Genomic DNA, 19,541 nt, shown 5'->3' on the forward strand with positions numbered 1-19,541 from the left:
CCTCCCGGCGTGCTCCGAATCCTCCTGTGCCAGCGGACGGCGACGGCCGGCCTCGCCCTGTTCGCCGTGCTCGCTGTCGTCATCGCCGCACTGGCCGGTACGACCGGCCCCGCCGGTGCCGACCCGGGCCGCCTCCGTTTCGACCGCTACCCGACGGTCGAGAGCTTGGCGCGTGTCGTGCCAGCACTGGAACGTGGTGAACGCGACTTCGAGGGCGACATCGGGTTCTCGGGCACGGTCGAGCGGTGCCGCGACGACGAGCCTGCCCGCAGCGTCTGGGTCCAGCAGGAGCTGCGGGCGACCTACGACCCGCCGAACGGCACGGGCCGGTTCCCGGTCGTCGGGCTCACGATCGACCGGTTCGGCAGCGCCGCCCGGGCGGGTCGCTGGTTCGACCTCAACGCCGCCTACGTGCAGCGGTGCACCGGCCGTCACTCCGACGACTACTGGACTGAGGTCGTGCACCCCTTTGCGGCGGGGATCGACGGGCGCGCTCTGGCCTTCCGATCGGAGACCTGGTCGCACGTCGAGGGCGGGCGACACGTGCACGCGGGGACGGTCGTGATGAAGCGCGGCCGTGACGTCCTCAGCGCCGAGATCGTCTTCCGCACCCGCGACGTGAGGGCGCCCCTGGTGCGAGCCGTGGCCCGCGCGTTCGAGCGCAGCGCCAGCCGGTAGAACACCGGGTCACCCGGAGGGGCCTGCGCCCGCGCGCCGGCGCGCCGTACCGTCGACCCAATGATCGGTGGCGTGCGTGACCGGCTCGGCGAGGCGTTGTTCCTGCGGGTGGCCGGCCCCGACGGACCGGCCGCGGCGCAGCGCATCCACGGCACCGAGGGCCCGCGGTGGTTCGAGGCCGGCAGCGCCATCACCACGGTGCACGGCGACGCCTCGATGTTCGTCGGCGGCATCCGCGCGCTGCTGATGCAGACGCTGCACCCGGCCGCCATGCTCGCCGTCTCCGAGCACTCCGGCTTCCGCGGCGACATGTGGGGCCGGCTGCACCGCACGAGCACCTTCCTGGCCACCACCACCTTCGGCGCCGCGGACGACGCCCAGCGCAGCGTCGACATCGTCAAGGCCATCCACAAGCGCGTCGTCGGGCTGATGCCCGACGGCACCGCCTACGCGGCGAGCGACCCGCACCTGCTGCGGTGGGTGCACGTCGCCGAGGTCGACAGCTTCCTTCTCTCCCACACCGTCTACGGCCGTGAGCCGCTCGACCAGGCCGGGCGCGACGAGTACGTCGCCCAGGCGGGCCTGGTGGCCGAGAAGCTGGGGGCGCGCGACGTCCCGACGACCGAGGCCGAGCTGGCCGAGGCGCTGGAGGAGTTCCGGCCCGAGCTGCACGGCACGCCCGAGGCGCGCGAGGCGGTGCGCTACCTGCTGCTGCGCCCGCCGCTGCCGCTGGCCGCGCGACCGCCGTACGGCGTGCTGGCCGCGGCGGCCGTGGGGCTGATGCCGCGCTGGACCCGCCGCCACCTGCGCCTGCCGTACCTGCCCGTGACCGAGCGGCTCGTCGTCCGTACGCTCGGGCAGGCCGCGACAGGCACGATCCGGTGGGCGATGTCGCCCCGCGAGCGGCCCGCCGCCGAGCCGTCAACGGCCTGAAGGACAAATCTGCGGAACTTGTCGCGATCTTGACCCTAGGGGGATGTCGCCTTGAGGGGCGCTCCCTAGCGTCGCCCCATGCCCCCCACCCACCGGCCCCTGCGGCCCCGCGTCGGCACGCTCGTCGTGCGCCTCGACGCGCCGGGCCCGGGCGTGGCGCGGGTGAGCGTGAGCGACGCCGCCGGCCGGGTCGTCCGGCGCCGGCGGGTGCTCGGACCGGTCGCGGCGGTCGAGCTGCCGCCCGGTCGCTACCGGGTCACCGCCGACGACGACCGCGGCCGCCACGACCCGCGGCGCCTGGCGTCCGCGGTGGTGGACGACGTCCCGGTCGCCGCCGGTGAGGCCGTCGAGGTCGGCCTGGTGCTGCGCGCCGCCACGGTGGTCGAGGTGACCACCGACCGGTGGGCGCGGGTGACCGCGCTGCAGCCCGGCGGCCCCGAGGTCGAGGCCCGCGCCGACGGCCGCGGCCGCGCCGTGCTGACCGGCCTCGGGTCCGGGCCCTGGAGCCTCGTGGCGCACGACCCCCGCACCGAGCGCTGCTCGGTGGCCGTCGCGATCTGCGCCGCGCCGGGCGTGCGCCGCCGCGTCTCGCTGCCCGCCGACCGGCCGACGGCCGGGCTGCTGGTGAGCCTGCGCGGCACCGACCGGCGTCCCGTGCGGGCCGGTGAGGTCGTGGTCGTCGACAGCCTCGGACGCCGCGTGGTCGCGCCGGTGCGCGCCGGCGTCGCCGACGTGCGGGGGCTGCGGCCGGGCCGCCACACCGTCGTCGTCCCCGCCTCGGTGGGTCACCTGGGCACCACGCTCGCCGTCGCGGCGCTGGCCGCGGGCGACGTCGGGGCCGTCGAGGTCGTCGTCCCCGTCGGCGCCACCGTCACCGGCCGGGTCGTGCTGACCCGGGCGGGCCTGCCGCTCTACGCCGCGGTCGTCAGCCTGCTCGACGCCGGGGGCACCGAGCTCGAGCGCACCCGCACCGGCGACGACGGCCGCTTCGAGCTCGGCACCGGGCTGCGGCGCACCGAGGGCCTCACGGTCGTCGCCACCACCGGCCCCGAGACCCTGCACGTCACCCGCGCCGCGGTCGCCGACCTCGACGTCGTCACCGGCGTGCGCCACGACGTCGGCGACGTCGTCCTGCCCGCCACCGGACCGCCCGCGGCCTGGACGGCGCGCGCCCGCGCCGCCGCGACGCGGCGTCCCTCCCCCCGGGTCTGACGCGTCGCCCCCGGCGTCCCCTTAGATTGGCGGGGTGTCGCTCTCGACCCTGCACGCGTCGTGGCCCCTGCCCGACGCGGCCCGGCTCCGCGACGCGCTGCTCGCCGCCTACGCCGACCCGCAGCGCGGCTACCACGACACCGTGCACCTCGGTGAGGTGCTCGGACGGCTCGACGAGCTCGCCGCGCACGGCGTGGTCTTCGACGAGCTGCCGGTGCGGCTGGCGGGGTGGTTCCACGACGCCGTCTACGACGGCGAGCGCGACGCCGAGGAGCGCTCGGCCGCGTGGGCCGAGGAGGCCCTGCCCGGGCTCGTCGACGACGCCACCGTCGCCGAGGTCGCCCGGCTGGTGCGGCTGACCGAGACCCACCGCCCCGACGACGACGACGCCGACGGCTGCGCCCTCTCCGACGCCGACCTCGGCATCCTCGCCGCCGGGCCCGAGCGCTACGCCGGCTACGTGGCCGCCGTCCGCGTGGAGTACGCCCACCTCGACGACGCCACCTTCGCCGCGGGACGGCGGACCGTGCTCGACGACCTGCTGGCCAAGCCGCACCTGTTCCACACCACGCACGGCCGCGAGCGGTGGGAGGACGCCGCCCGCGCCAACGCCACCGCCGAGCTCGCCCGGCTCGGCTGACCTCTTCGGCCACGGCGTGGGCCGCGGCGGCCCCGTGCCACTACCTCACCCGCGGACGCACTCACCCGCCCGTATGCGGGCGGGTGAGTGCACCGGACGGTGAGTCAGTCGCGTCGGAGCGCCCCGAGCGACGTCGGAGCCGGGACGTCGTTCAGGCGCGGCGCTTGCGACGCCGCAGACCGGCGGCGACGAGCCGCGCCACCAGCTCGCGCGAGCTGACCGGGTGGGCGCCGGCGGCGACGACCTGGTCGTAGAACTCGTCGGGGACGTCGTAGTGGTCGCCGTCGAAGCCGCGCTCGGGGATGCCGAGGTCGCGGGCGAAGGCGTGCAGCTCGTCGAAGGAGGTGTCGCTGGCCAGGTGCGACCAGCGGCGTCCCCACCGCTCGACGGCCGGCGGGTCGACGATGATCACGGCACGGCCGCGACCGCCGGCGGGGCGTCGTCGAGCAGCCGGCGCCACGACCGCACCAGCGACCCGTCGACGTAGGCGCGATCGGCGTCGCGCGAGCCGCCGGGCCGCACCTGCGGGCCGACCCGGAACTGCCGGACGCCGGCGCGGGTCAGCCACGGCACGTGCTCGGGGGTGAGGTCGCCGTCGGGCATCAGCAGCCGGGCGACGTCGGGGTCGCCGGCCGCGAGCGTCAGCAGGTCGTCGAAGCCGTGCGTGAGGCCCTGCGGCGAGCCGCCCGAGGCCACCGCCGTCAGCCCCGGCAGGAACAGCAGCCGCCGCCACGAGCGGCGCGGGTCGAGGGTGAGGTCGACGGCGCGGTGGAAGGTCCACGGGACGCCGGGCAGCGAGCGGGCCAACGCGACGGTGGTCTCGACGTCGACCTCGAGGTCGGCGTCCAGGAAGCCGAGGACGACGCCGTCAGCGCCGAGCGAGAGGTACTCCTCGGCCAGGCCGACCATGCGGGTCAGGCCGGCGCCGCTGGTGGTGTAGCTGTCGTCGAGGCGCAGCACGACCCGGACGGCGACCTCGCCCCCGGCGGCGCGCAGCACCGACGAGGCGGTGGGCAGGTCGGGCGAGCGGCCGCCGACGTCGAGGGTGATGCGGTCGGCGCCGCCCTCGAGGCAGCCGGGCACGTCGCGGTCGTGCTGCACCACCACCTCGAGCAGCGGCCCGCCACCGAGGTCGGTCATGGTGCGAAACCTAGGCGATGGCGGCCAGCACCTCGGGGACGTCGAGCAGTGTCTCGACGCGGTCACGCTGCTGCTGCGCCCACGCGGCCACGGTGTCCTGCAGCGTCAGCAGGGTCTCGACCAGCTCGACGGCCCGCTGGACGTCGTCCACGAGGTCGAGCACGGGCTCGAGCCCGCGGGTGGCCAGCTCGACGGCGAAGACGCCCCAGCCGAGCGGCCCCGAGACCCGGGCCAGCACGCGGCGGGCCAGCCGGGCCACCAGCTCGCCCAGCTCGACGACCAGCGCCTCGACCCGCACGGTGAGCCACTCGCAGAAGTCGGCGACCTCGACGAGGACCGGGGCCGCGCGGGCGACCAGCTCGCCGAGGGCGCGCGTGGCGAGCGAGCGCGACCCGAGCTCGAGCAGGCAGGCGGCGCCGGCCCGGCCGCCCCACGACGGCGCCAGCCACCCGGCCAGCCGGGCCTGCTCGCCGGCGACGGTGACCAGGGCGTCGCGCACGGTGCCGCACGCCACGGCGTTCTGCCGGATGACGCCGTGGTCGCCGGTCAGCGGCTCGACCAGCAGGTCGCGCAGGCTGCCCTCGGGCAGCCGCGGCACGTCGAAGCCGCAGGCGTTGATGGCGTCGACTCCGCGGTTGACGACGTCGCGGACGGCGCCCACCTGCGCGTCCCAGGCGCGGAACGTGGGGTCGTGGCGCACCGTGTCGGGCTGCTCGGGCGGCGGGGCGAGGTCGGGGCCCGCCAGGACGAGCCCGGGGCCGCTCATCAGGCGGCCTCGTCGTCGAGGTGGGCGAGGGCCTCGGCGAGCGCGGCGGAGCGCACGCGGGCCCGCTCGTCGCTGCCGCGCAGCTCGCCGGCCGCGACGACGACTCCGTCGCGCACCCGCTGCCAGTCGGCGAGGTAGCGGCGTCCGGCCTCGTCGAGCGCCGCGGCGACGACGTCCATCGCCTCGGCGAGGGGCCGCAGCAGGCACACCGGGCTGGGGGCGAAGCCGTCGCGGCGGCACATCCAGGTGACGGCGTACCGCAGGGTCGCGCTCAGGTCGGCGGCGACGTCGTCCATCGCGGTCGTAGCGGCATCGAGATGGGCCCAGTCGGCCACCTCGATCTGGTCGTCGGAGCTGGTCATGGGTCCTCCTCGGCTCGGGGTCGTGGGTTGCCCCGAGGGGCCCGCCCTTGAAACGCCCGGACAATGGGCCTGTGGACGAACGCCTGCTGCTGGAGGCCCGAGCGCGCGTGCTCGCGGACCTCACTGCCCGCAAGCTGGCCACCCCCCACGCCGTCTCCGCGCTCGAGGACGCCTGCGACTCCCGCCAGTGGTGGGCCTCGCAGTGGCCCGAGGGAGCCGTGTTCGTGGCCGGTCTGGTGGCCCAGGACGTGCAGGACGCCCTGCTCGAGTCGGTCGGCCGCTGGCCGGTCTGCCTGCAGTGCGACGACGGACCCCCGCACTCGCTCTACATCCAGCCCGACCTCGGCGGCCCCGACCCCGTCTGGGTCTGCGAGGAGACCGGCGAGATCGCCGCCGCCCTCGGCTTCCTCCAGCGGCCGTAGCCCGCGGGCGTCGAGGGTCGGCAGTTTCACCACTTAAGTGGTGAAACTCCCGGTTCTACGACGAACCTTTGTGGCAGAACCCGCAGTTTCGTCGGCCCGGGCCGGGCCGCCCGGCCCGGGCTGGCCGGCCTCGGAGTCCCTTCGACGAGCTCAGGGTCCGTGTGGGTGCGTTCGCATGTGTGGCCGGAGGTCTCGAGGCTCGGCCGTGACCGGCCTCGCACCTCGACCAGCGTGACAGCGTGCTGTTGGTGGGGAGGGTCGGCCGGAACTGAACCCACTATGAGGCGCCCCGACCCGACGGAGACAGGACCACAGGGCGCAGGAGCGGAGGGGAGGCCGGGGTGCGGGACCCCTCGCGGGCCCACGCCGGCGGCAGCGAGCAGCGATGGCGCGAGGGCGGCCGCACCGGCCGACCCGCAGCGACCATCCAGTCAGTCGGCGTCGTCGCCGAGCTGGAGCCAGAGGGTGAAGCGGTCGGCGCGGTAGACGCTGCGGGAGACGTTGACGATCTTGTCGCCGACCATGCCGCGGCGGGAGTGGCGCAGGACGACGGTGGCGGGCTCGATCTCGAGGAGGTCGGCCTCCTCGGCGGTGGCGACGTCGGCGGAGATGGAGTCCTCGGCCCAGGTGGGGCGCAGGCCGCGGGCGGAGAGGGCGTCGTAGAGGCTGGTGGGCATGCCGGACTGCAGGAAGCCGGGCAGCAGGATCTCGTTGAGGTAGTTGTCCTCGAGGCACACCGGGACGGCGTCCCCGCGGCGCAGGCGGCGCCAGTGGATGACGGCGTCGCCCTCGGTGAGGTTGAGGGCGCGGGCCACGCCGGGGCCAGCCTGCTCGCGGCGGGCGACGAGGGTCTGCGACTCGGCCAGCAGGCCGCGGCGCGACATCTCCTCGGTGAACCCGGTGATGCGGGTGGGCTCGCGGCGCGGCCGGGCCACGAAGGTGCCGCGGCCGGGGATGCGCTCGAGCAGCCCCTCGGCGACGAGCGCGTCGAGGGCCTGGCGCACCGTCATCCGGGCGACGCCGAACTGGGTGACCAGCTCACGCTCGGACGGCGCCGGCGAGCCGGGTGCGCTGCCGGCGACGAGCTCGCGCACGTACTCGCGCACGACGACGTGCTTGAGCCCACGTCCGTCACGCAGCAGCACGTCATCCACGCGTCGAAGGCTAGGGACGAAAGGCCGCCACGTCCGGCGAATCGCACATCTGGTACACGGGCGTGCGGAAGGTCACTCGGTGGCGATGGCGCGCAGCACGTCGAGCCGGGCGGCCCGGCGCGAGGGCAGGACGGCGGCGAGGACGCCGATGACGATCGAGAGCGCGAGGAAGATCGCCACCTGGTCGAACGGCACGCTGATGACGTCGAGGCCCTCGTCGCGCACCGCCCACATCAGGGCGATGCCGAACCCGATGCCGAGGACGACGCCCAGCACCGCCCCGAGGAAGGCGATGACGACCGACTCGAGGGTGATCATCAGCCGCAGCTGACGGCGCGTCAGGCCGATGGCGCGCAGCAGCCCCACCTCGCGCGTCCGCTCGATGACCGAGAGCGCCAGGGTGTTGACGATGCCGAGGACCGCGATGAGCAGGGCGAGGCCGAGCAGGGCGTAGATGATGAGCACGAACTGGTCGATGGGCTCGCGCTGCTCGGCGGCGAAGGCGTCCTGGTCCTTGGCCGTCACGGTGGGTTGGTCGGCGAGCGCGTCGTCGAGCCGCTGCTGCAGGCCGGGCGGGGCGTCGGCGTCGGCGTCGGCGTAGACGATGAGCAGCCGGTCGCGGTCGGGGTAGCCGGCCTGCTCGAAGGTCGGGATCGAGACGATCGCGGTGGCCTGCAGCAGCGCGTTGGGCGCGAAGGTGCCGGCGACGGTGAGGTCGCGGTCGCCGGAGGCGACGGTGAAGGTGGCGGTGTCGCCGGGGCCGAGGCCCTCGTCGCGGGCGAAGTCCTCGTCGAGCAGCACGGTGCCGTCGGCGAGGTCGGGCTCGCCCGCGGTGACGTCGACGCCGATCAGGTCGAGGTCGTCGGCGCCGATCGCGATCACGAAGGCGAAGTCGCCGTCGTAGCGGGCGACGTCGCCGCGCTGCTGGACGACGTCCGCGACGCCGTCGACCCGGTCGACCCGCCGGGCCACCGTGGCGGAGAACTCGCCGCCGAAGACGCTGCTGACGACGTAGTCGCCGGTGAAGTCGCGGGCCACGGCCTTGTCGACGGTGGCCTTGGCGGAGTCGCCGATGATCGCCATCGCGCAGGCGAGCGCGAGCCCGATCATCAGCGCCGACGCGGTGGCGGCGGTGCGGCGCGGGTTGCGCAGCGCGTTCTGGGCGGCGAGGTTGCCGATGGAGCCGAAGGTGGCCGCGTAGAGCCGTCGCGCGCCGAGCAGGATCGGCGCGGCGAGCACCGGGCTCATCGCGGTGACGCCGAGCAGGACGGCGAGGATGCCGCCGCCGGTCCACCAGCCGCCGTTGCCGAGGTCGACGACGTCGGCGAGCCCGACGAACAGCATGAGGCCGCCGAGCACGGTGAGCGCGAGGCCGAGGCGGAACCGGCGCCGCAGCGAGGCCTCCGGCAGCGCGATGTCGTCGCGCATGGCCTGCACGGGCGCGATCCGCGAGGCGCGGCGGGCCGGGAAGTAGGAGGCGACCATGGTGACGGTGATGCCGACGACGTAGGCGGCGAGGAAGGTGCGGGGCTCGAAGACCAGCGGCTGGCCCGTCAGGTCGAGCCCGAAGGCGCCGAACAGGGTGCGCAGCCCCATCGCGAGCAGGACGCCGAGCCCGAGCCCGGCCGTGGCGCCGAGCAGCCCGACCACGAACGCCTCGATCTGCACCGACCGCACGACCTGCCGCTTGGAGGCACCGAGCGCGCGGAGCAGCGCGAGCTCGCGGCTGCGCTGCGCGACCAGGATCGAGAAGGTGTTGACGATGATGAAGCTGCCGACGACCAGGGCGATGCCGGCGAAGATCAGCAGGAACGTGGTGAGGAAGCCGATGGCGTCGAGCAGGTCGCTGGCGCCCTCGTCGGCGGCGTCGTCGCCGGTGACCGCCTCGACGCCGTCGGGCAGCACCTCGGCGACCCGGTCGCGCAGGTCGGCCTGCGAGACGCCGTCCTCGGCGGTGACCCAGATGTCGTTGTAGACGTCCTTGCCGTCGAGGAACAGCCGCTGCGACTCCTCGGTGGTGAAGGCCGCGAAGGAGGCCCCGTTGAGCGATCCGCCCTCGGGGAAGCCCGAGACGCCGACCAGCGTCGGCTCGAGGCGGGCCTCGGCGTCGGCGGTGATGATCGGGACGGTGTCGCCGAGGTCGTAGCCCGACTTCTCGGCGGTCTGGTCGTCGAGCACGACCTCGCCGGGTGCCTCGGGGGCGCGGCCCTCGACGATCTCGAGGCCGGGCAGGCCGTTGGCGGCGGGCGCGTCGGTCCAGTTGCCGCCGAGGGCCGGCGGCCCGAAGCCGCCGATCGGCTTGCCGTCGGAGTCGATGACGTAGACGCCGGCGACGCCCACCTGGCCGTCGGCGCGCGCGGCGCCCGGCACGTCGGCGAGCCGGTCGACGAGGTCGCCGGGCACGGTGAGCTCAGTGCTGCCGCCGGGGAGGACGTCCTCGCCCTCGGCGGGCTGGACGACGACGTCGCCGACGGTGGCGTCGAAGAGGGCGGTGAAGCTGCGGTTGAGGGTGTCGGAGAACAGCAGGGTGCCGACGACGAACGCGACGCCGAGCACGATGGCGAACGTGCTCGTCAGCAGCCGCAGCTTGCGGCCGAGCAGGCTCTTCAGCGCGGCCTTGATCACCGCTTCTCGGCCCCTGCGGCGGCCGCGGCGGTCATCGTGGCCATGATCTCGAGCACGCGCTCGCGGTCGGGGTCGCGCACCTCGTCGACGACACGGCCGTCGGCGAGGAAGACGACACGGTCGGTGTAGGCCGCGGCGACCGGGTCGTGGGTGACCATGACGACCGTCTGGCCGTGGTCGTCGACGGCCGCGCGGAGCAGCCCGAGCACCTCGGCGCCCGAGGTCGAGTCGAGGTTGCCGGTGGGCTCGTCGGCGAAGACGACGCGCGGCCGGCTCACCAGCGCGCGGGCGACGGCGACGCGCTGCTGCTGGCCGCCGGAGAGCTCGTTGGGCTTGTGGCCGAGCCGGTCGCGCAGCCCGACGGTGGCCACGACGGAGTCGAACCAGTCGGCGTCCGGCTTGCGGCCGGCGATGGCGAGCGGCAGCAGGATGTTCTCCTCGGCCGTCAGCGTCGGCACCAGGTTGAAGGACTGGAAGACGAAGCCGATCTCCTCACGACGCAGGATCGTGAGCTGCTTGTCGCCGAGCGAGCCGATCTCGCGCTCGCCGATCCAGACCTCGCCGTCGGTGGCGGAGTCGAGGGCCGCGCACACGTGCATCAGCGTCGACTTGCCCGAGCCGCTCGGGCCCATGACGGCGGTGAACTCCCCGGCGTGGAGGTCGAGGGTGACGTCGTCGAGGGCCCGGACCGTGGCCTCGCCCTCGCCGTAGGTCTTGGTGAGCCCGACGACGCGTGCCGCTGGGACGGGGGTGCTCATGCGCCCAGCCTCCCCGACGACCGGGGGCGGCGCCACGGGGATCACCCCGAGTACTCCCCCGGTGGTGCGTCGGGGTGGCACGCGCCGGCCCCGGGCGGACGCAAGGGTTTGCCCGGACGCCGTCCGGGCGGCGTGGGGGTGAGGGTGAGGTGGTGACCACCTCGCGACTGCTCAGGATGCTGCTCTGCGCCCTCGGGCTGGCCCTGCCGGTGCTGGCGATCGTCCCCGCCGCTCCCGCGCAGGCCGCCGACTTCCCGACCTACGGCTCGGGGGTGCGGGTGCGGGCCGACGCCACCACGGCGTCGGCCGTCGTGACGACGCTGGCCCCCGGCGAGACCATCGGGGTCGACTGCCAGAAGCGGGGCGAGCGGGTGGTGCTCGACGGCGCCGACAGCGAGTGGTGGGCGCACGTGCCGAGCAAGGGCGGCTACGTCACCGTCGCCTACGTCGACGTCCCCGAGAGCCAGCTGCCCGGCGTCCCGGTGTGCGGCGGCACCGACCCCGAGCCGGTGGGCGCGATCACCTACGCCGACCTCGTCGCGATGTTCCCGGGCAAGGTGGCCGACCAGGCGACGGTCGAGACCGGCCTGCCGAGCCTGAACGCCGAGATGGTCGCCGCGGGCATCACCACCGCGCCGCGCCAGGCGGCCTTCCTGGCCACGCTGGCCAACGAGTCGACGTTCCGCTACAACGCGGTGCAGGCGGGCGGGGCCACCTACACCGGTCGCGGCTACATCCAGCTCACCGGCGACTTCAACTACTCCGACGCCGGCGACTACCTCGGCATCGACCTGCTCGGCAACCCCGGCCTGGCGTCGTCCCTCGACCACAGCGCCCCGATAGCGCGCTGGTACTGGACCGTGGCCCGCGACATCAACCCGCTGGCCGACGCGCTCGACATGGGCGCGGTCGACGACGCCATCGGCTACGCCACCGACCCCGACGAGGACGTCGAGCGGTGCGACGACTTCAAGGCCGCGCTCGCCTACCTCACCGGCTCGGTGCCGTCCGGGGTCAACTGCGTGCGACCGGCCCGCGGCGGCGGCACCGGCTTCACCCGCGACCAGTCGCGCGAGCAGTTCGCCGACGAGATGCGCGAGCTGAAGCGGGTCGCCCGCACCCGCTGACGCCGTCCAAGCGCGACTACCTCACCGTCGGATGCACTGACCCGCCCGTGTAGAGGCGGGCGAGTGCGCCTGTCGGTGAGGTAGTCGCAGTGGACCCGCCGCCCGTCGACGCGCCCGTCACGTTCGCTCAGGTGTTCGAACGCGGCGTACGATCGGCGCGTGGACTTCCAGGCGACGCTGTTCGAGCCGGCCCCGGCCGGCGCCGACGGCCCGACGGGGCTCGACACCGGTCGCATCGAGCGGCGCGAGCTCAGCCACGGGGCGTGGGTCGACGTGGGCCGCTCGTGGCTGCCCGACGCCGACGAGGTGCTCGAGGCCCTGGTGCGCGAGGTGCCGTGGCGCGCCGAGCGGCGCCAGATGTACGACCGGCTGGTCGACGTCCCCCGGCTGGTGCACACCTACATGATCGGCGAGACGCTCCCCCACCCGACGCTCGAGGCGGCGCGCGACGCACTCACGGCCCACTACGCCGCCGAGCTCGGCGAGCCGTTCCGGACGGCGGGCTGCTGCTACTACCGCGACGGCCGCGACTCCGTGGCCTGGCACGGCGACACCATCGGCCGCGGCTCGACCCACGACACGATGGTCGCCATCGTCTCGGTCGGCGACCCGCGCAAGCTCGCGCTGCGCCCGCGCGAGCGCGACGAGGGCGGGGAGTCGATCGTGGTCACGATGGGTCACGGCGACCTCGTCGTCATGGGCGGCTCGTGCCAGCGCACCTGGGAGCACGCGGTGCCGAAGGTGGCCTCCGCCGGGCCCCGCGTCAGCGTCCAGTTCCGCCCGTTCAATGTCTTCTGACCGCGTCCGAGCCTGCGAAGACGCGAGTCAGAAGAGGTCGAGCAAGCGCCACGACCGAGGAACGAGGTCGTGACGCGCGTGTCGAGACCACGCAACGACCACGCGAACGCCACCGAAGGCCCTTCGACAAGCTCAGGGACCGTGGCCGACGCCCTTCGACAGGCTCAGGGACCGTGGCCGACGCCCTTCGACAGGCTCAGGGACCGTGACCGACGCCCTTCGACAGGCTCAGGGACCGTGACCGACGCCCTTCGACAGGCTCAGGGACCGTGACCGACGCCCTTCGACGAGCCCAGGGTCCGTGTGGTGCCGTTCCCGTGGACGCCCCGTGGTCCCGACGACGCTCGCTGGCGCTCGTTGCCCGACCAGCGACCGCCCAGGTCTCACCCACGAGCGGGTGGACGCCGGGCGCCGCGCCGAGGGCTAGGTTCGGGACATGAGCCAACCGCCGCCACCGGCCACGGGCGAGCCCGAGCCGCTGAGCGAGAACCCCGGGACGGTGCCGCCGGCCGAGCCGGCGCCGTCCACGGCCACCACCGAGCCGCACCCCGAGCCGCACCCCGAGCCGGCGTCCGCGCCGACCAAGGACGAGAACCCGCTGCGGTCCTCGCGCACCAGCGGCGCCTGGACCGGGGTCGTGGTCGCCCTGGTGCTGATCCTGCTGCTCGTCGTCTTCGTGCTGCAGAACACCGACTCGGCCCCGGTCGAGTTCCTATGGCTGGACGGCAACGCACCGGTCGCTGTTCTGCTGCTGATCGCCGCGGCGGTCGGCATGGCCATCGCGGCCCTGGTCGGGTCGCTCCGCATCATGCAGCTACGCAGGAGGATCAAGCGTGAACGACGCCGCTGACGGCATCGACGACACCCAGGGCGAGAGCACTGCTCGCGCCACCATCGGCCTCACGGGCCTGGCGGTGATGGGCTCGAATTTGGCCCGCAACATCGCCCGCCACGGGCACACCATCGCCGTCCACAACCGCACCACCTCGCGGATGACGGCCATGCTCGAGGAGCACGGTGACGAGGGCGACTTCGTCGGCGCCGAGTCGCTCGAGGACTTCGTGGCCGCGATCGAGAAGCCCCGCGTGGTGCTGGTCATGGTCAAGGCCGGTCCGGGCACCGACGCCGTCATCGACGACCTCGTGCCGCTGCTCGAGGACGGCGACATCGTCGTCGACTGCGGCAACGCCCACTACGCCGACACCCTGCGCCGCGAGGAGCGGCTGAAGGAGCACGGCCTGCACTTCGTCGGCACCGGCGTCTCCGGCGGCGAGGTGGGGGCGCTGAACGGGCCCTCGATCATGGTCGGCGGCACCGACCAGGCCTACGAGCGGCTCGGCCCGATCATGGAGTCGATCGCCGCGCAGGTGGACGGCGAGCCGTGCTGCGCCCACGTCGGCGAGGGCGGGGCCGGCCACTTCGTGAAGATGGTGCACAACGGCATCGAGTACGCCGACATGCAGCTGATCGCGGAGTCCTACGACCTGCTGCGCTCGGTGCTCGGGCTCAGCCCGGCCGAGATCGCCGACGTCTTCAAGCAGTGGAACGAGGGCGAGCTGGAGTCGTTCCTGATCCAGATGACCGCCGACGTGCTGCGCCACACCGACGCCGCGACCGGTCAGCCGTTCGTCGACGTCGTCCAGGACGCCGCCGAGCAGAAGGGCACCGGCCGCTGGACCGTGCAGAGCGCCCTCGACCTCGGCGTCCCGATCACCGGCATCGCCGAGGCCACGTTCGCGCGCAGCCTGTCGGGCCACGCCGACCAGCGGGCCGCCGCGCGTGAGGTCTACTCGACCTCGCCCGAGGGCGAGCGGGTCGACCGCGACCGCGACGAGTTCGTCGACGCCGTGCAGAAGGCGCTCTACGCCTCGAAGATCGTGGCCTACGCGCAGGGCTTCGACCAGATCGCCAAGGGTGCCGAGGAGCACGGCTGGGACGTCGACCTCGGCCAGGTCGCCAAGATCTGGCGCGACGGCTGCATCATCCGGGCGCGCTTCCTCGGTCGCATCACCGAGGCCTACGCGGCCGAGCCCGACCTCACCACGCTGCTGACGACCGAGTACTTCGCCACCGCGGTCAAGGAGGGCGTCGACGCCTGGCGCGACGTCGTGGCGACGGCCGCGCGCACCGGCGTCCCGACCCCGGCGTTCAGCTCGTCGCTGGCCTACTTCGACGGCCTGCGCCGCGAGCGCCTGCCCGCCGCGCTCATCCAGGCACTGCGCGACAACTTCGGCGCGCACACCTACCAGCGTGTCGACCGCGAGGGCACGTTCCACACCCTGTGGGCCGGCGACCTCAGCGAGACCGAGGCCTGACCCGACCCTGTCGGGCCACCGGCCCGACCGTCAGCGAGTCGGACGCCCGCGCCTCAGGCGCGGGCGTTCTTCTTCGCCCGGTACCAGTCGCCGGCGCCGCCGGTGAACAGCAGCACGATGACGGCGATGGCCGCGATCAGGTTCAGGCCCGGGAACAGGAAGATCAGCGTGCCGACCAGGCTGACGACGATCGAGACGCCGGCCGAGATGATGAGCATGATGCGCGCGCCGTTCGAGCCGCGCATCGCGCCGACGGCGAGCGCGATCGAGATCAGCGCCCAGACCGCGAGCACCAGGAAGATGATGCCGGCGGCGCTCAGCACGTTCTCCCAGTCCTCGAACGAGTAGTCGTCGAAGGTGCTCTGGTCGCCCAGCCGGTCCTGCAGGTCGTTGATGACGTCGCTCTTGTCGGCCAGCAGCAGCGTGAGGCCGAGGATGCCGCAGCCGAGCGTGGTCAGCGCGCCGAAGACCATCGTGATGATGGCGGCCGCCGTGACGGTGCCGGGCCGCTTCGTCGGGGCGCCCGAGCCGCCGTAGGGGTTGCCGCCGCCGTACTGCGGGGGCGGCGGGTAGGACTCGGAGCCCGGGTTGTACGTCATGGCGGACATGGTGCCAGAGGGACCCGGCGCGGGAGGGTGAGGCGGGCCGGGGGTCTGGACCGGCTCGGCGGGTCGCTCGGCGGGGGTCTCCGCGGGGCGCTCGACCTGCCGCTCGGCGCGTCCGTCCCCCGCACCGGCGGGCACGGGCACCGGCTGCCCCGCGAGCCACGCCCGCGAGGGCTGCACCCACAGCATCACCGTGGCGGCCGCCACCAGCATCGCGGCGAACGGGCTCACCCCGAGCCCGGCGAGCACCAGGAGCGGCGCGGCCACGCTCAGCACGACCCGCGCCTCGCGGGAGCGGCGCAGCACCAGCCAGCCCGCAGCGCCGGTGAGGGTGGCCAGGCCGCCGGCGACCACCGCCATCACGTGCAGGGCGAGCTGCACGTCGTCCACGCTGAGGTCGAAGCCGGTGGACGGCGCCCGGTCGAGCGCGTCGGCGGCGGCCTGCTGCGACTCGATGGAGCCGAGCGTCGCGACCCGCTCGAAGGCGCCGAGCACGACGAAGACGGAGCCGAGCACGACGAGCCAGCCGCTCAGCGAGGTCTGGCTGGGTCGTACCGGCTTCTCGCTCATCGTGGCCATTGTCCAGGTCGGGCCAACGCGAAGGGCCACCACCCGTGACGGGTGGTGGCCCTGTGCGCTGCAGGCCGGCCGGGGCCGGCGGGGCTCAGCGGGTGGTGCAGACCCAGGTGACGATGCGGCCACCGAAGTTGGCGCGGGCCTTGCGCTTGGCTCCCACCTTGGTGGCGGCGAAGCCGTACTTGTAGCGGGTCACGAAGCCGCGGCTGTTGAACTTGGCGGCGACGGCGCCGCACGCGTTGCGGACCCAGCCGATCTTGCGGCAGGTGCCGGGGTAGGCGGCGTTCTTGCGGCAGCCCTTGAGCGCCCGGTCGTAGGCGCCGGCGCGGGTGCGGTAGTCGTAGGCGACGCCCCAGGCGCCGTCGTTGGCCATGGCGATGGCGCCGTAGTAGGCGCGGGGGGCCTTGGCGGCGACCGTGGACTCGGGCGCGGGGGCCGCGGACGCCGAGGTGGTGACGGCGGCGGTCATGGTGAAGGCCAGGGCGGCGCTGATCGCGAGGACCAGGCCGGCGAGGGTGCGACGGGCGGAGCGGCGTGCAGTGGTCACGGTGGTCGTCCTTCGTGTTCGTGGAGAGAGCGGAAGCCGGCCCGCCGGAGCGGGCCGCCGGCCGAGACTGTGCCCGATGATGGCCCGGTCAACCCTCCCGCGTACTCATCCCTCGGGAGACGCCACCACCTCGTCACATCTCGGGCCCGCGGCTCGGCCCCACCTCGGCCCCGCCTCACCCGCCGGAGAGCGTCAGCCCGCCACCCTCGGCCGCGTCGACCCGCACGGCGCCGCCGTCGGGCACCTGCCCGCTGATGAGCAGCTTGGCCAGCGGGTCGCCTATGGCCGACTGCACCAGGCGACGCAGCGGCCGCGCCCCGTAGGCCGGGTCGTAACCGACGTCGGCCAGCCACGTCTTGGCGGCGTCGGTGACCTCGATCGTCACCCGGCGCGAGGCGAGCCGCTTCGAGAGCAGGCCGAGCTGCAGGTCGACGATGTGGGTGAGCGCCTCCTTGCTCAGCGCCTCGAACAGCACGATCTCGTCGAGCCGGTTGAGGAACTCGGGCTTGAAGCTCGAGCGCACCACCGAGATCACCGACTCGCGCTTCTTCTCCGCGTCCAGCGCCGGGTCGACCAGGTAGGTCGAGCCGAGGTTGGAGGTGAGGATCAACAGCGTGTTGCGGAAGTCGACGGTGCGGCCCTGGCCGTCGGTGAGGCGGCCGTCGTCGAGCACCTGCAGCAGCACGTCGAAGATCTCGGGGTGCGCCTTCTCGACCTCGTCGAGCAGCACGACCGAGTAGGGACGCCGGCGCACCGCCTCGGTGAGCTGACCGCCCTGGTCGTAGCCGACGTAGCCCGGAGGGGCGCCGACGAGCCGGGCCACCGAGTGCTTCTCGGAGTACTCGCTCATGTCGACGCGCACCATCGCGCGCTCGTCGTCGAAGAGGAAGTCGGCCAGCGAGCGCGCCAGCTCGGTCTTGCCGGTGCCCGTGGGGCCCAGGAACAGGAACGAGCCGGTGGGCCGGTTGGGGTCGGACAGCCCGGCCCGCGAGCGGCGGACGGCGTCGCTGACCGCGCGGACGGCGTCGCGCTGCCCGATCAGCCGCTCGCCGATGACGTCCTCCATGCGCAGCAGCTTGGCGGTCTCGCCCTCGAGCATCCGGCCGGTGGGGATGCCGGTCCAGGCCTCGACGACCTCGGCGATCTGCTCGGGCCCGACGGCGTCGCCGACGAGCGGGTCGAGGTCGCCGTCGGCGGCGTCCTCGGCGGCCTCGGCGGCGGCGATCTGCTGCTCGAGCTCGGGGATGCGGCCGTAGAGGATGGCGCTGGCGCCGCCGAGGTCGCCCTCGCGCTGCAGCCGCTCGGCCTCGATGCGCAGCTGGTCGAGCTGGGCGCGCAGCTCGCCCTCGCCCTCGCGGCTGGCCTTCTCGGATTCCCACCGGGCGACGAGCGCGCGCAGCGCCTCCTCCTTGTCGGCCAGGTCGGCGCGCAGGGCGGCCAGGCGCTCGACGGAGGCGTCGTCGGTCTCGTTGGCGAGGGCGAACTCCTCCATCTTCAGCCGGTCGACCTGGCGGCGCAGCTGGTCGATCTCCTCCGGCGAGGACTCGATCTCCATCTTGAGCCGCGAGCTGGCCTCGTCGACGAGGTCGATGGCCTTGTCGGGCAGCTGACGCCCGGTGATGTAGCGGTCGGACAGGCTCGCGGCGGCGACCAGCGCGGCGTCGAGGATGCGCACCTTGTGGTGGGCCTCGTACTTCTCGCGGATGCCGCGCAGGATCTGGATGGTGTCCTCGACGGACGGCTCGCCGACGAAGACCTGCTGGAAGCGGCGCTCGAGGGCGGGGTCCTTCTCGACGCGCTCGCGGTACTCGTCGAGGGTGGTCGCGCCGATCATGTGCAGCTCGCCGCGCGCGAGCATGGGCTTGAGCATGTTGCCGGCGTCCATGGCGGAGTCGCCGCCGGCGCCCGCGCCGACGACGGTGTGCAGCTCGTCGATGAAGGTGATGACCTGGCCGCCGGCGTCCTTGATCTCCTCCAGGACGGCCTTGAGGCGCTCCTCGAACTCGCCGCGGTACTTCGCGCCGGCGACCATGGCGGCGAGGTCGAGGCTGAGCACGCGGCGTCCCTTGAGCGAGTCGGGGACGTCGCCGTCGACGACGCGCTGGGCCAGGCCCTCGACGACGGCGGTCTTGCCGACGCCGGGCTCGCCGATGAGCACGGGGTTGTTCTTGGTGCGCCGCGAGAGCACCTGCACGACCCGGCGGATCTCGGAGTCGCGGCCGATGACGGGGTCGAGGGCGCCCTCCTCGGCGGCGGCGGTGAGGTCGACGGAGTACTTCTCGAGCGCCTCCCAGGTCGACTCGGCGTCCTCGCTGGTGACCCGGCGGTTGCCGCGCATCGCGGTGAGGCCCTCGCGCAGGCCCTTCTCGGTGAGCCCGGCGCCGGTGAGCACCTGCTGGGCGCCCGACTCGGTGCCGGCGAGGGCGATGAGCAGGTGCTCGGTGCTGACGAACTCGTCCTTCATGCCGGCGGCGAGGTCGAGGGCGGCGGCGAGCACCCGCACGAGCGCGGGGGTGGTCTTGGGCTGCTTGACCGTGGCGCCGCTCGCGCGCGGCAGCGCGGCGAGCGCGGACTCGGCCGAGGCGAGCAGGCCGGCGGCATCGACCCCGGCCTTGGTGACGAGCGTGCGGGCCGAGCCCTCCTGGTCGCGCAGCAGCGCGACCAGCAGGTGCACCGGCTCCATCGTGCTGTGGCCGGACGTCGTCGCCGACAGTTGGGCGGCGGCGATCGCCTCGCGGCTCTTGGTGGTGAACTTCTCCAGGGGGACCTGGCTCATGCGGCGGCTCCTGAACGACGTGTCCTGCGGCGACGGTGGGGCGTGACCGGGATCCGAGCCGGGTGCGCCCAGTGTGACGGCTCCGGCGGCGGGTGGTCAGCGATTCA

At 74.1% G+C, this 19,541-nt stretch carries 19 protein-coding genes; 9 read left to right on the top strand and 10 right to left on the bottom strand.

Annotated elements, in window-relative coordinates; translation table 11 throughout:
• Nucleotides 1–9: 9 nt before the first annotated feature.
• The 4 genes from ABEA04_RS20260 to ABEA04_RS20275 all read left to right on the top strand — a co-directional run bounded on the left by ABEA04_RS20260 (nucleotide 10) and on the right by ABEA04_RS20275 (nucleotide 3,463).
• Nucleotides 10–678 (top strand): hypothetical protein, encoded by a 669-nt coding sequence (locus tag ABEA04_RS20260; RefSeq protein WP_345463149.1) that lies wholly within the window; start codon nucleotides 10–12, stop codon nucleotides 676–678.
• A 72-nt stretch (nucleotides 679–750) separates the two neighbouring features.
• Complete coding sequence (locus tag ABEA04_RS20265) at nucleotides 751–1,611, top strand: oxygenase MpaB family protein (RefSeq protein ID WP_345463151.1); 861 nt, start codon at nucleotides 751–753, stop codon at nucleotides 1,609–1,611.
• Nucleotides 1,612–1,689: 78 nt separating this feature from the next.
• Nucleotides 1,690–2,823 carry a hypothetical protein gene (locus tag ABEA04_RS20270; RefSeq protein ID WP_345463153.1) on the top strand — a complete coding sequence of 378 codons (1,134 nt, stop codon included), beginning with the start codon at nucleotides 1,690–1,692 and terminating at the stop codon, nucleotides 2,821–2,823.
• 34 nt (nucleotides 2,824–2,857) lie between these two features.
• Nucleotides 2,858–3,463: an HD domain-containing protein gene (locus tag ABEA04_RS20275; protein ID WP_345463156.1), complete on the top strand. Its 606-nt coding sequence runs from the start codon at nucleotides 2,858–2,860 to the stop codon at nucleotides 3,461–3,463.
• 151 nt (nucleotides 3,464–3,614) lie between these two features.
• Here ABEA04_RS20275 and ABEA04_RS20280 read toward each other — a convergent pair whose 3' ends face one another.
• The 4 genes from ABEA04_RS20280 to ABEA04_RS20295 are packed head-to-tail and all read right to left on the bottom strand — an operon-like array spanning nucleotide 3,615 to nucleotide 5,731.
• Nucleotides 3,615–3,875, bottom strand: coding sequence for a DUF4031 domain-containing protein (locus tag ABEA04_RS20280; RefSeq protein ID WP_345463159.1), 261 nt, complete (start codon nucleotides 3,873–3,875; stop codon nucleotides 3,615–3,617).
• The gene (locus tag ABEA04_RS20285) at nucleotides 3,872–4,603 is read right to left on the bottom strand and encodes a copper homeostasis protein CutC (RefSeq protein ID WP_345463162.1); all 732 of its coding nucleotides are present in this window, start codon (nucleotides 4,601–4,603) and stop codon (nucleotides 3,872–3,874) included. The genes ABEA04_RS20280 and ABEA04_RS20285 overlap by 4 nt, the downstream gene beginning before the upstream one ends.
• Nucleotides 4,604–4,613: 10 nt before the next feature.
• Nucleotides 4,614–5,369 (bottom strand): hypothetical protein, encoded by a 756-nt coding sequence (locus ABEA04_RS20290; protein WP_345463165.1) that lies wholly within the window; start codon nucleotides 5,367–5,369, stop codon nucleotides 4,614–4,616.
• Complete coding sequence (locus ABEA04_RS20295; protein ID WP_345463168.1) at nucleotides 5,369–5,731, bottom strand: hypothetical protein; 363 nt, start codon at nucleotides 5,729–5,731, stop codon at nucleotides 5,369–5,371. The genes ABEA04_RS20290 and ABEA04_RS20295 overlap by 1 nt, the downstream gene beginning before the upstream one ends.
• 71 nt (nucleotides 5,732–5,802) lie before the next feature.
• On the opposite strand from ABEA04_RS20295, the gene ABEA04_RS20300 reads away from it, so the two are divergent.
• Nucleotides 5,803–6,153 carry a hypothetical protein gene (locus ABEA04_RS20300; RefSeq protein ID WP_345463171.1) on the top strand — a complete coding sequence of 117 codons (351 nt, stop codon included), beginning with the start codon at nucleotides 5,803–5,805 and terminating at the stop codon, nucleotides 6,151–6,153.
• Between the two features lie 431 nt (nucleotides 6,154–6,584).
• Here the strand turns inward: ABEA04_RS20300 and ABEA04_RS20305 are convergent, their stop codons facing one another.
• From ABEA04_RS20305 to ABEA04_RS20315, 3 genes are all read right to left on the bottom strand, one after another.
• Nucleotides 6,585–7,307, bottom strand: a complete 723-nt coding sequence (locus ABEA04_RS20305; RefSeq protein WP_345463174.1) for a GntR family transcriptional regulator — start codon at nucleotides 7,305–7,307, stop codon at nucleotides 6,585–6,587.
• 72 nt (nucleotides 7,308–7,379) lie between these two features.
• Nucleotides 7,380–9,932: an ABC transporter permease gene (locus tag ABEA04_RS20310; protein WP_345463177.1), complete on the bottom strand. Its 2,553-nt coding sequence runs from the start codon at nucleotides 9,930–9,932 to the stop codon at nucleotides 7,380–7,382.
• Nucleotides 9,929–10,690, bottom strand: coding sequence for an ABC transporter ATP-binding protein (locus ABEA04_RS20315; protein WP_345463180.1), 762 nt, complete (start codon nucleotides 10,688–10,690; stop codon nucleotides 9,929–9,931). The genes ABEA04_RS20310 and ABEA04_RS20315 overlap by 4 nt, the downstream gene beginning before the upstream one ends.
• A 152-nt stretch (nucleotides 10,691–10,842) precedes the next feature.
• Here ABEA04_RS20315 and ABEA04_RS20320 point away from each other — a divergent pair, with 152 nt between their 5' ends.
• From ABEA04_RS20320 to gndA, 4 genes are all read left to right on the top strand, one after another.
• Entirely contained in the window at nucleotides 10,843–11,817 is a 975-nt protein-coding gene (locus ABEA04_RS20320; protein ID WP_345463183.1) for a glycoside hydrolase family 19 protein, read from the top strand.
• A 159-nt stretch (nucleotides 11,818–11,976) separates the two neighbouring features.
• The gene (locus ABEA04_RS20325) at nucleotides 11,977–12,615 is read left to right on the top strand and encodes an alpha-ketoglutarate-dependent dioxygenase AlkB (RefSeq protein WP_425577057.1); all 639 of its coding nucleotides are present in this window, start codon (nucleotides 11,977–11,979) and stop codon (nucleotides 12,613–12,615) included.
• 436 nt (nucleotides 12,616–13,051) lie between these two features.
• A complete protein-coding gene (locus ABEA04_RS20330) occupies nucleotides 13,052–13,465 on the top strand; it encodes a lipopolysaccharide assembly protein LapA domain-containing protein (RefSeq protein ID WP_345463186.1) in 414 nt (137 codons plus the stop codon).
• Nucleotides 13,449–14,930: an NADP-dependent phosphogluconate dehydrogenase gene (gene gndA, locus ABEA04_RS20335; RefSeq protein ID WP_345463189.1), complete on the top strand. Its 1,482-nt coding sequence runs from the start codon at nucleotides 13,449–13,451 to the stop codon at nucleotides 14,928–14,930. The genes ABEA04_RS20330 and gndA overlap by 17 nt, the downstream gene beginning before the upstream one ends.
• 53 nt (nucleotides 14,931–14,983) lie before the next feature.
• Here the strand turns inward: gndA and ABEA04_RS20340 are convergent, their stop codons facing one another.
• From ABEA04_RS20340 to clpB, 3 genes are all read right to left on the bottom strand, one after another.
• Entirely contained in the window at nucleotides 14,984–16,105 is a 1,122-nt protein-coding gene (locus ABEA04_RS20340) for a hypothetical protein (protein WP_345463192.1), read from the bottom strand.
• A gap of 94 nt (nucleotides 16,106–16,199) precedes the next feature.
• A complete protein-coding gene (locus ABEA04_RS20345) occupies nucleotides 16,200–16,658 on the bottom strand; it encodes a DUF4189 domain-containing protein (protein WP_345463195.1) in 459 nt (152 codons plus the stop codon).
• Nucleotides 16,659–16,833: 175 nt separating this feature from the next.
• Nucleotides 16,834–19,434, bottom strand: coding sequence for an ATP-dependent chaperone ClpB (clpB, locus tag ABEA04_RS20350; RefSeq protein ID WP_345463198.1), 2,601 nt, complete (start codon nucleotides 19,432–19,434; stop codon nucleotides 16,834–16,836).
• Nucleotides 19,435–19,541 lie beyond the last annotated feature (107 nt).

The organism is Nocardioides marinquilinus, assembly GCF_039543705.1.
In the GTDB taxonomy this organism is placed as follows: Bacteria; Actinomycetota; Actinomycetes; order Propionibacteriales; family Nocardioidaceae; genus Nocardioides; species Nocardioides marinquilinus.

What these genes read in the sequence shown, in the direction of transcription:
- ABEA04_RS20270 (WP_345463153.1), top strand. Translation starts at nt 1,690, where the DNA reads ATGCCCCCCACCCACCGGCCCCTGCGGCCCCGCGTCGGCACGCTCGTC.
- ABEA04_RS20285 (WP_345463162.1), bottom strand. Translation starts at nt 4,603, where the DNA reads ATGACCGACCTCGGTGGCGGGCCGCTGCTCGAGGTGGTGGTGCAGCAC.
- ABEA04_RS20290 (WP_345463165.1), bottom strand. Translation starts at nt 5,369, where the DNA reads ATGAGCGGCCCCGGGCTCGTCCTGGCGGGCCCCGACCTCGCCCCGCCG.
- ABEA04_RS20295 (WP_345463168.1), bottom strand. Translation starts at nt 5,731, where the DNA reads ATGACCAGCTCCGACGACCAGATCGAGGTGGCCGACTGGGCCCATCTC.
- ABEA04_RS20315 (WP_345463180.1), bottom strand. Translation starts at nt 10,690, where the DNA reads ATGAGCACCCCCGTCCCAGCGGCACGCGTCGTCGGGCTCACCAAGACC.
- ABEA04_RS20330 (WP_345463186.1), top strand. Translation starts at nt 13,052, where the DNA reads ATGAGCCAACCGCCGCCACCGGCCACGGGCGAGCCCGAGCCGCTGAGC.
- ABEA04_RS20340 (WP_345463192.1), bottom strand. Translation starts at nt 16,105, where the DNA reads ATGAGCGAGAAGCCGGTACGACCCAGCCAGACCTCGCTGAGCGGCTGG.
- clpB (WP_345463198.1), bottom strand. Translation starts at nt 19,434, where the DNA reads ATGAGCCAGGTCCCCCTGGAGAAGTTCACCACCAAGAGCCGCGAGGCG.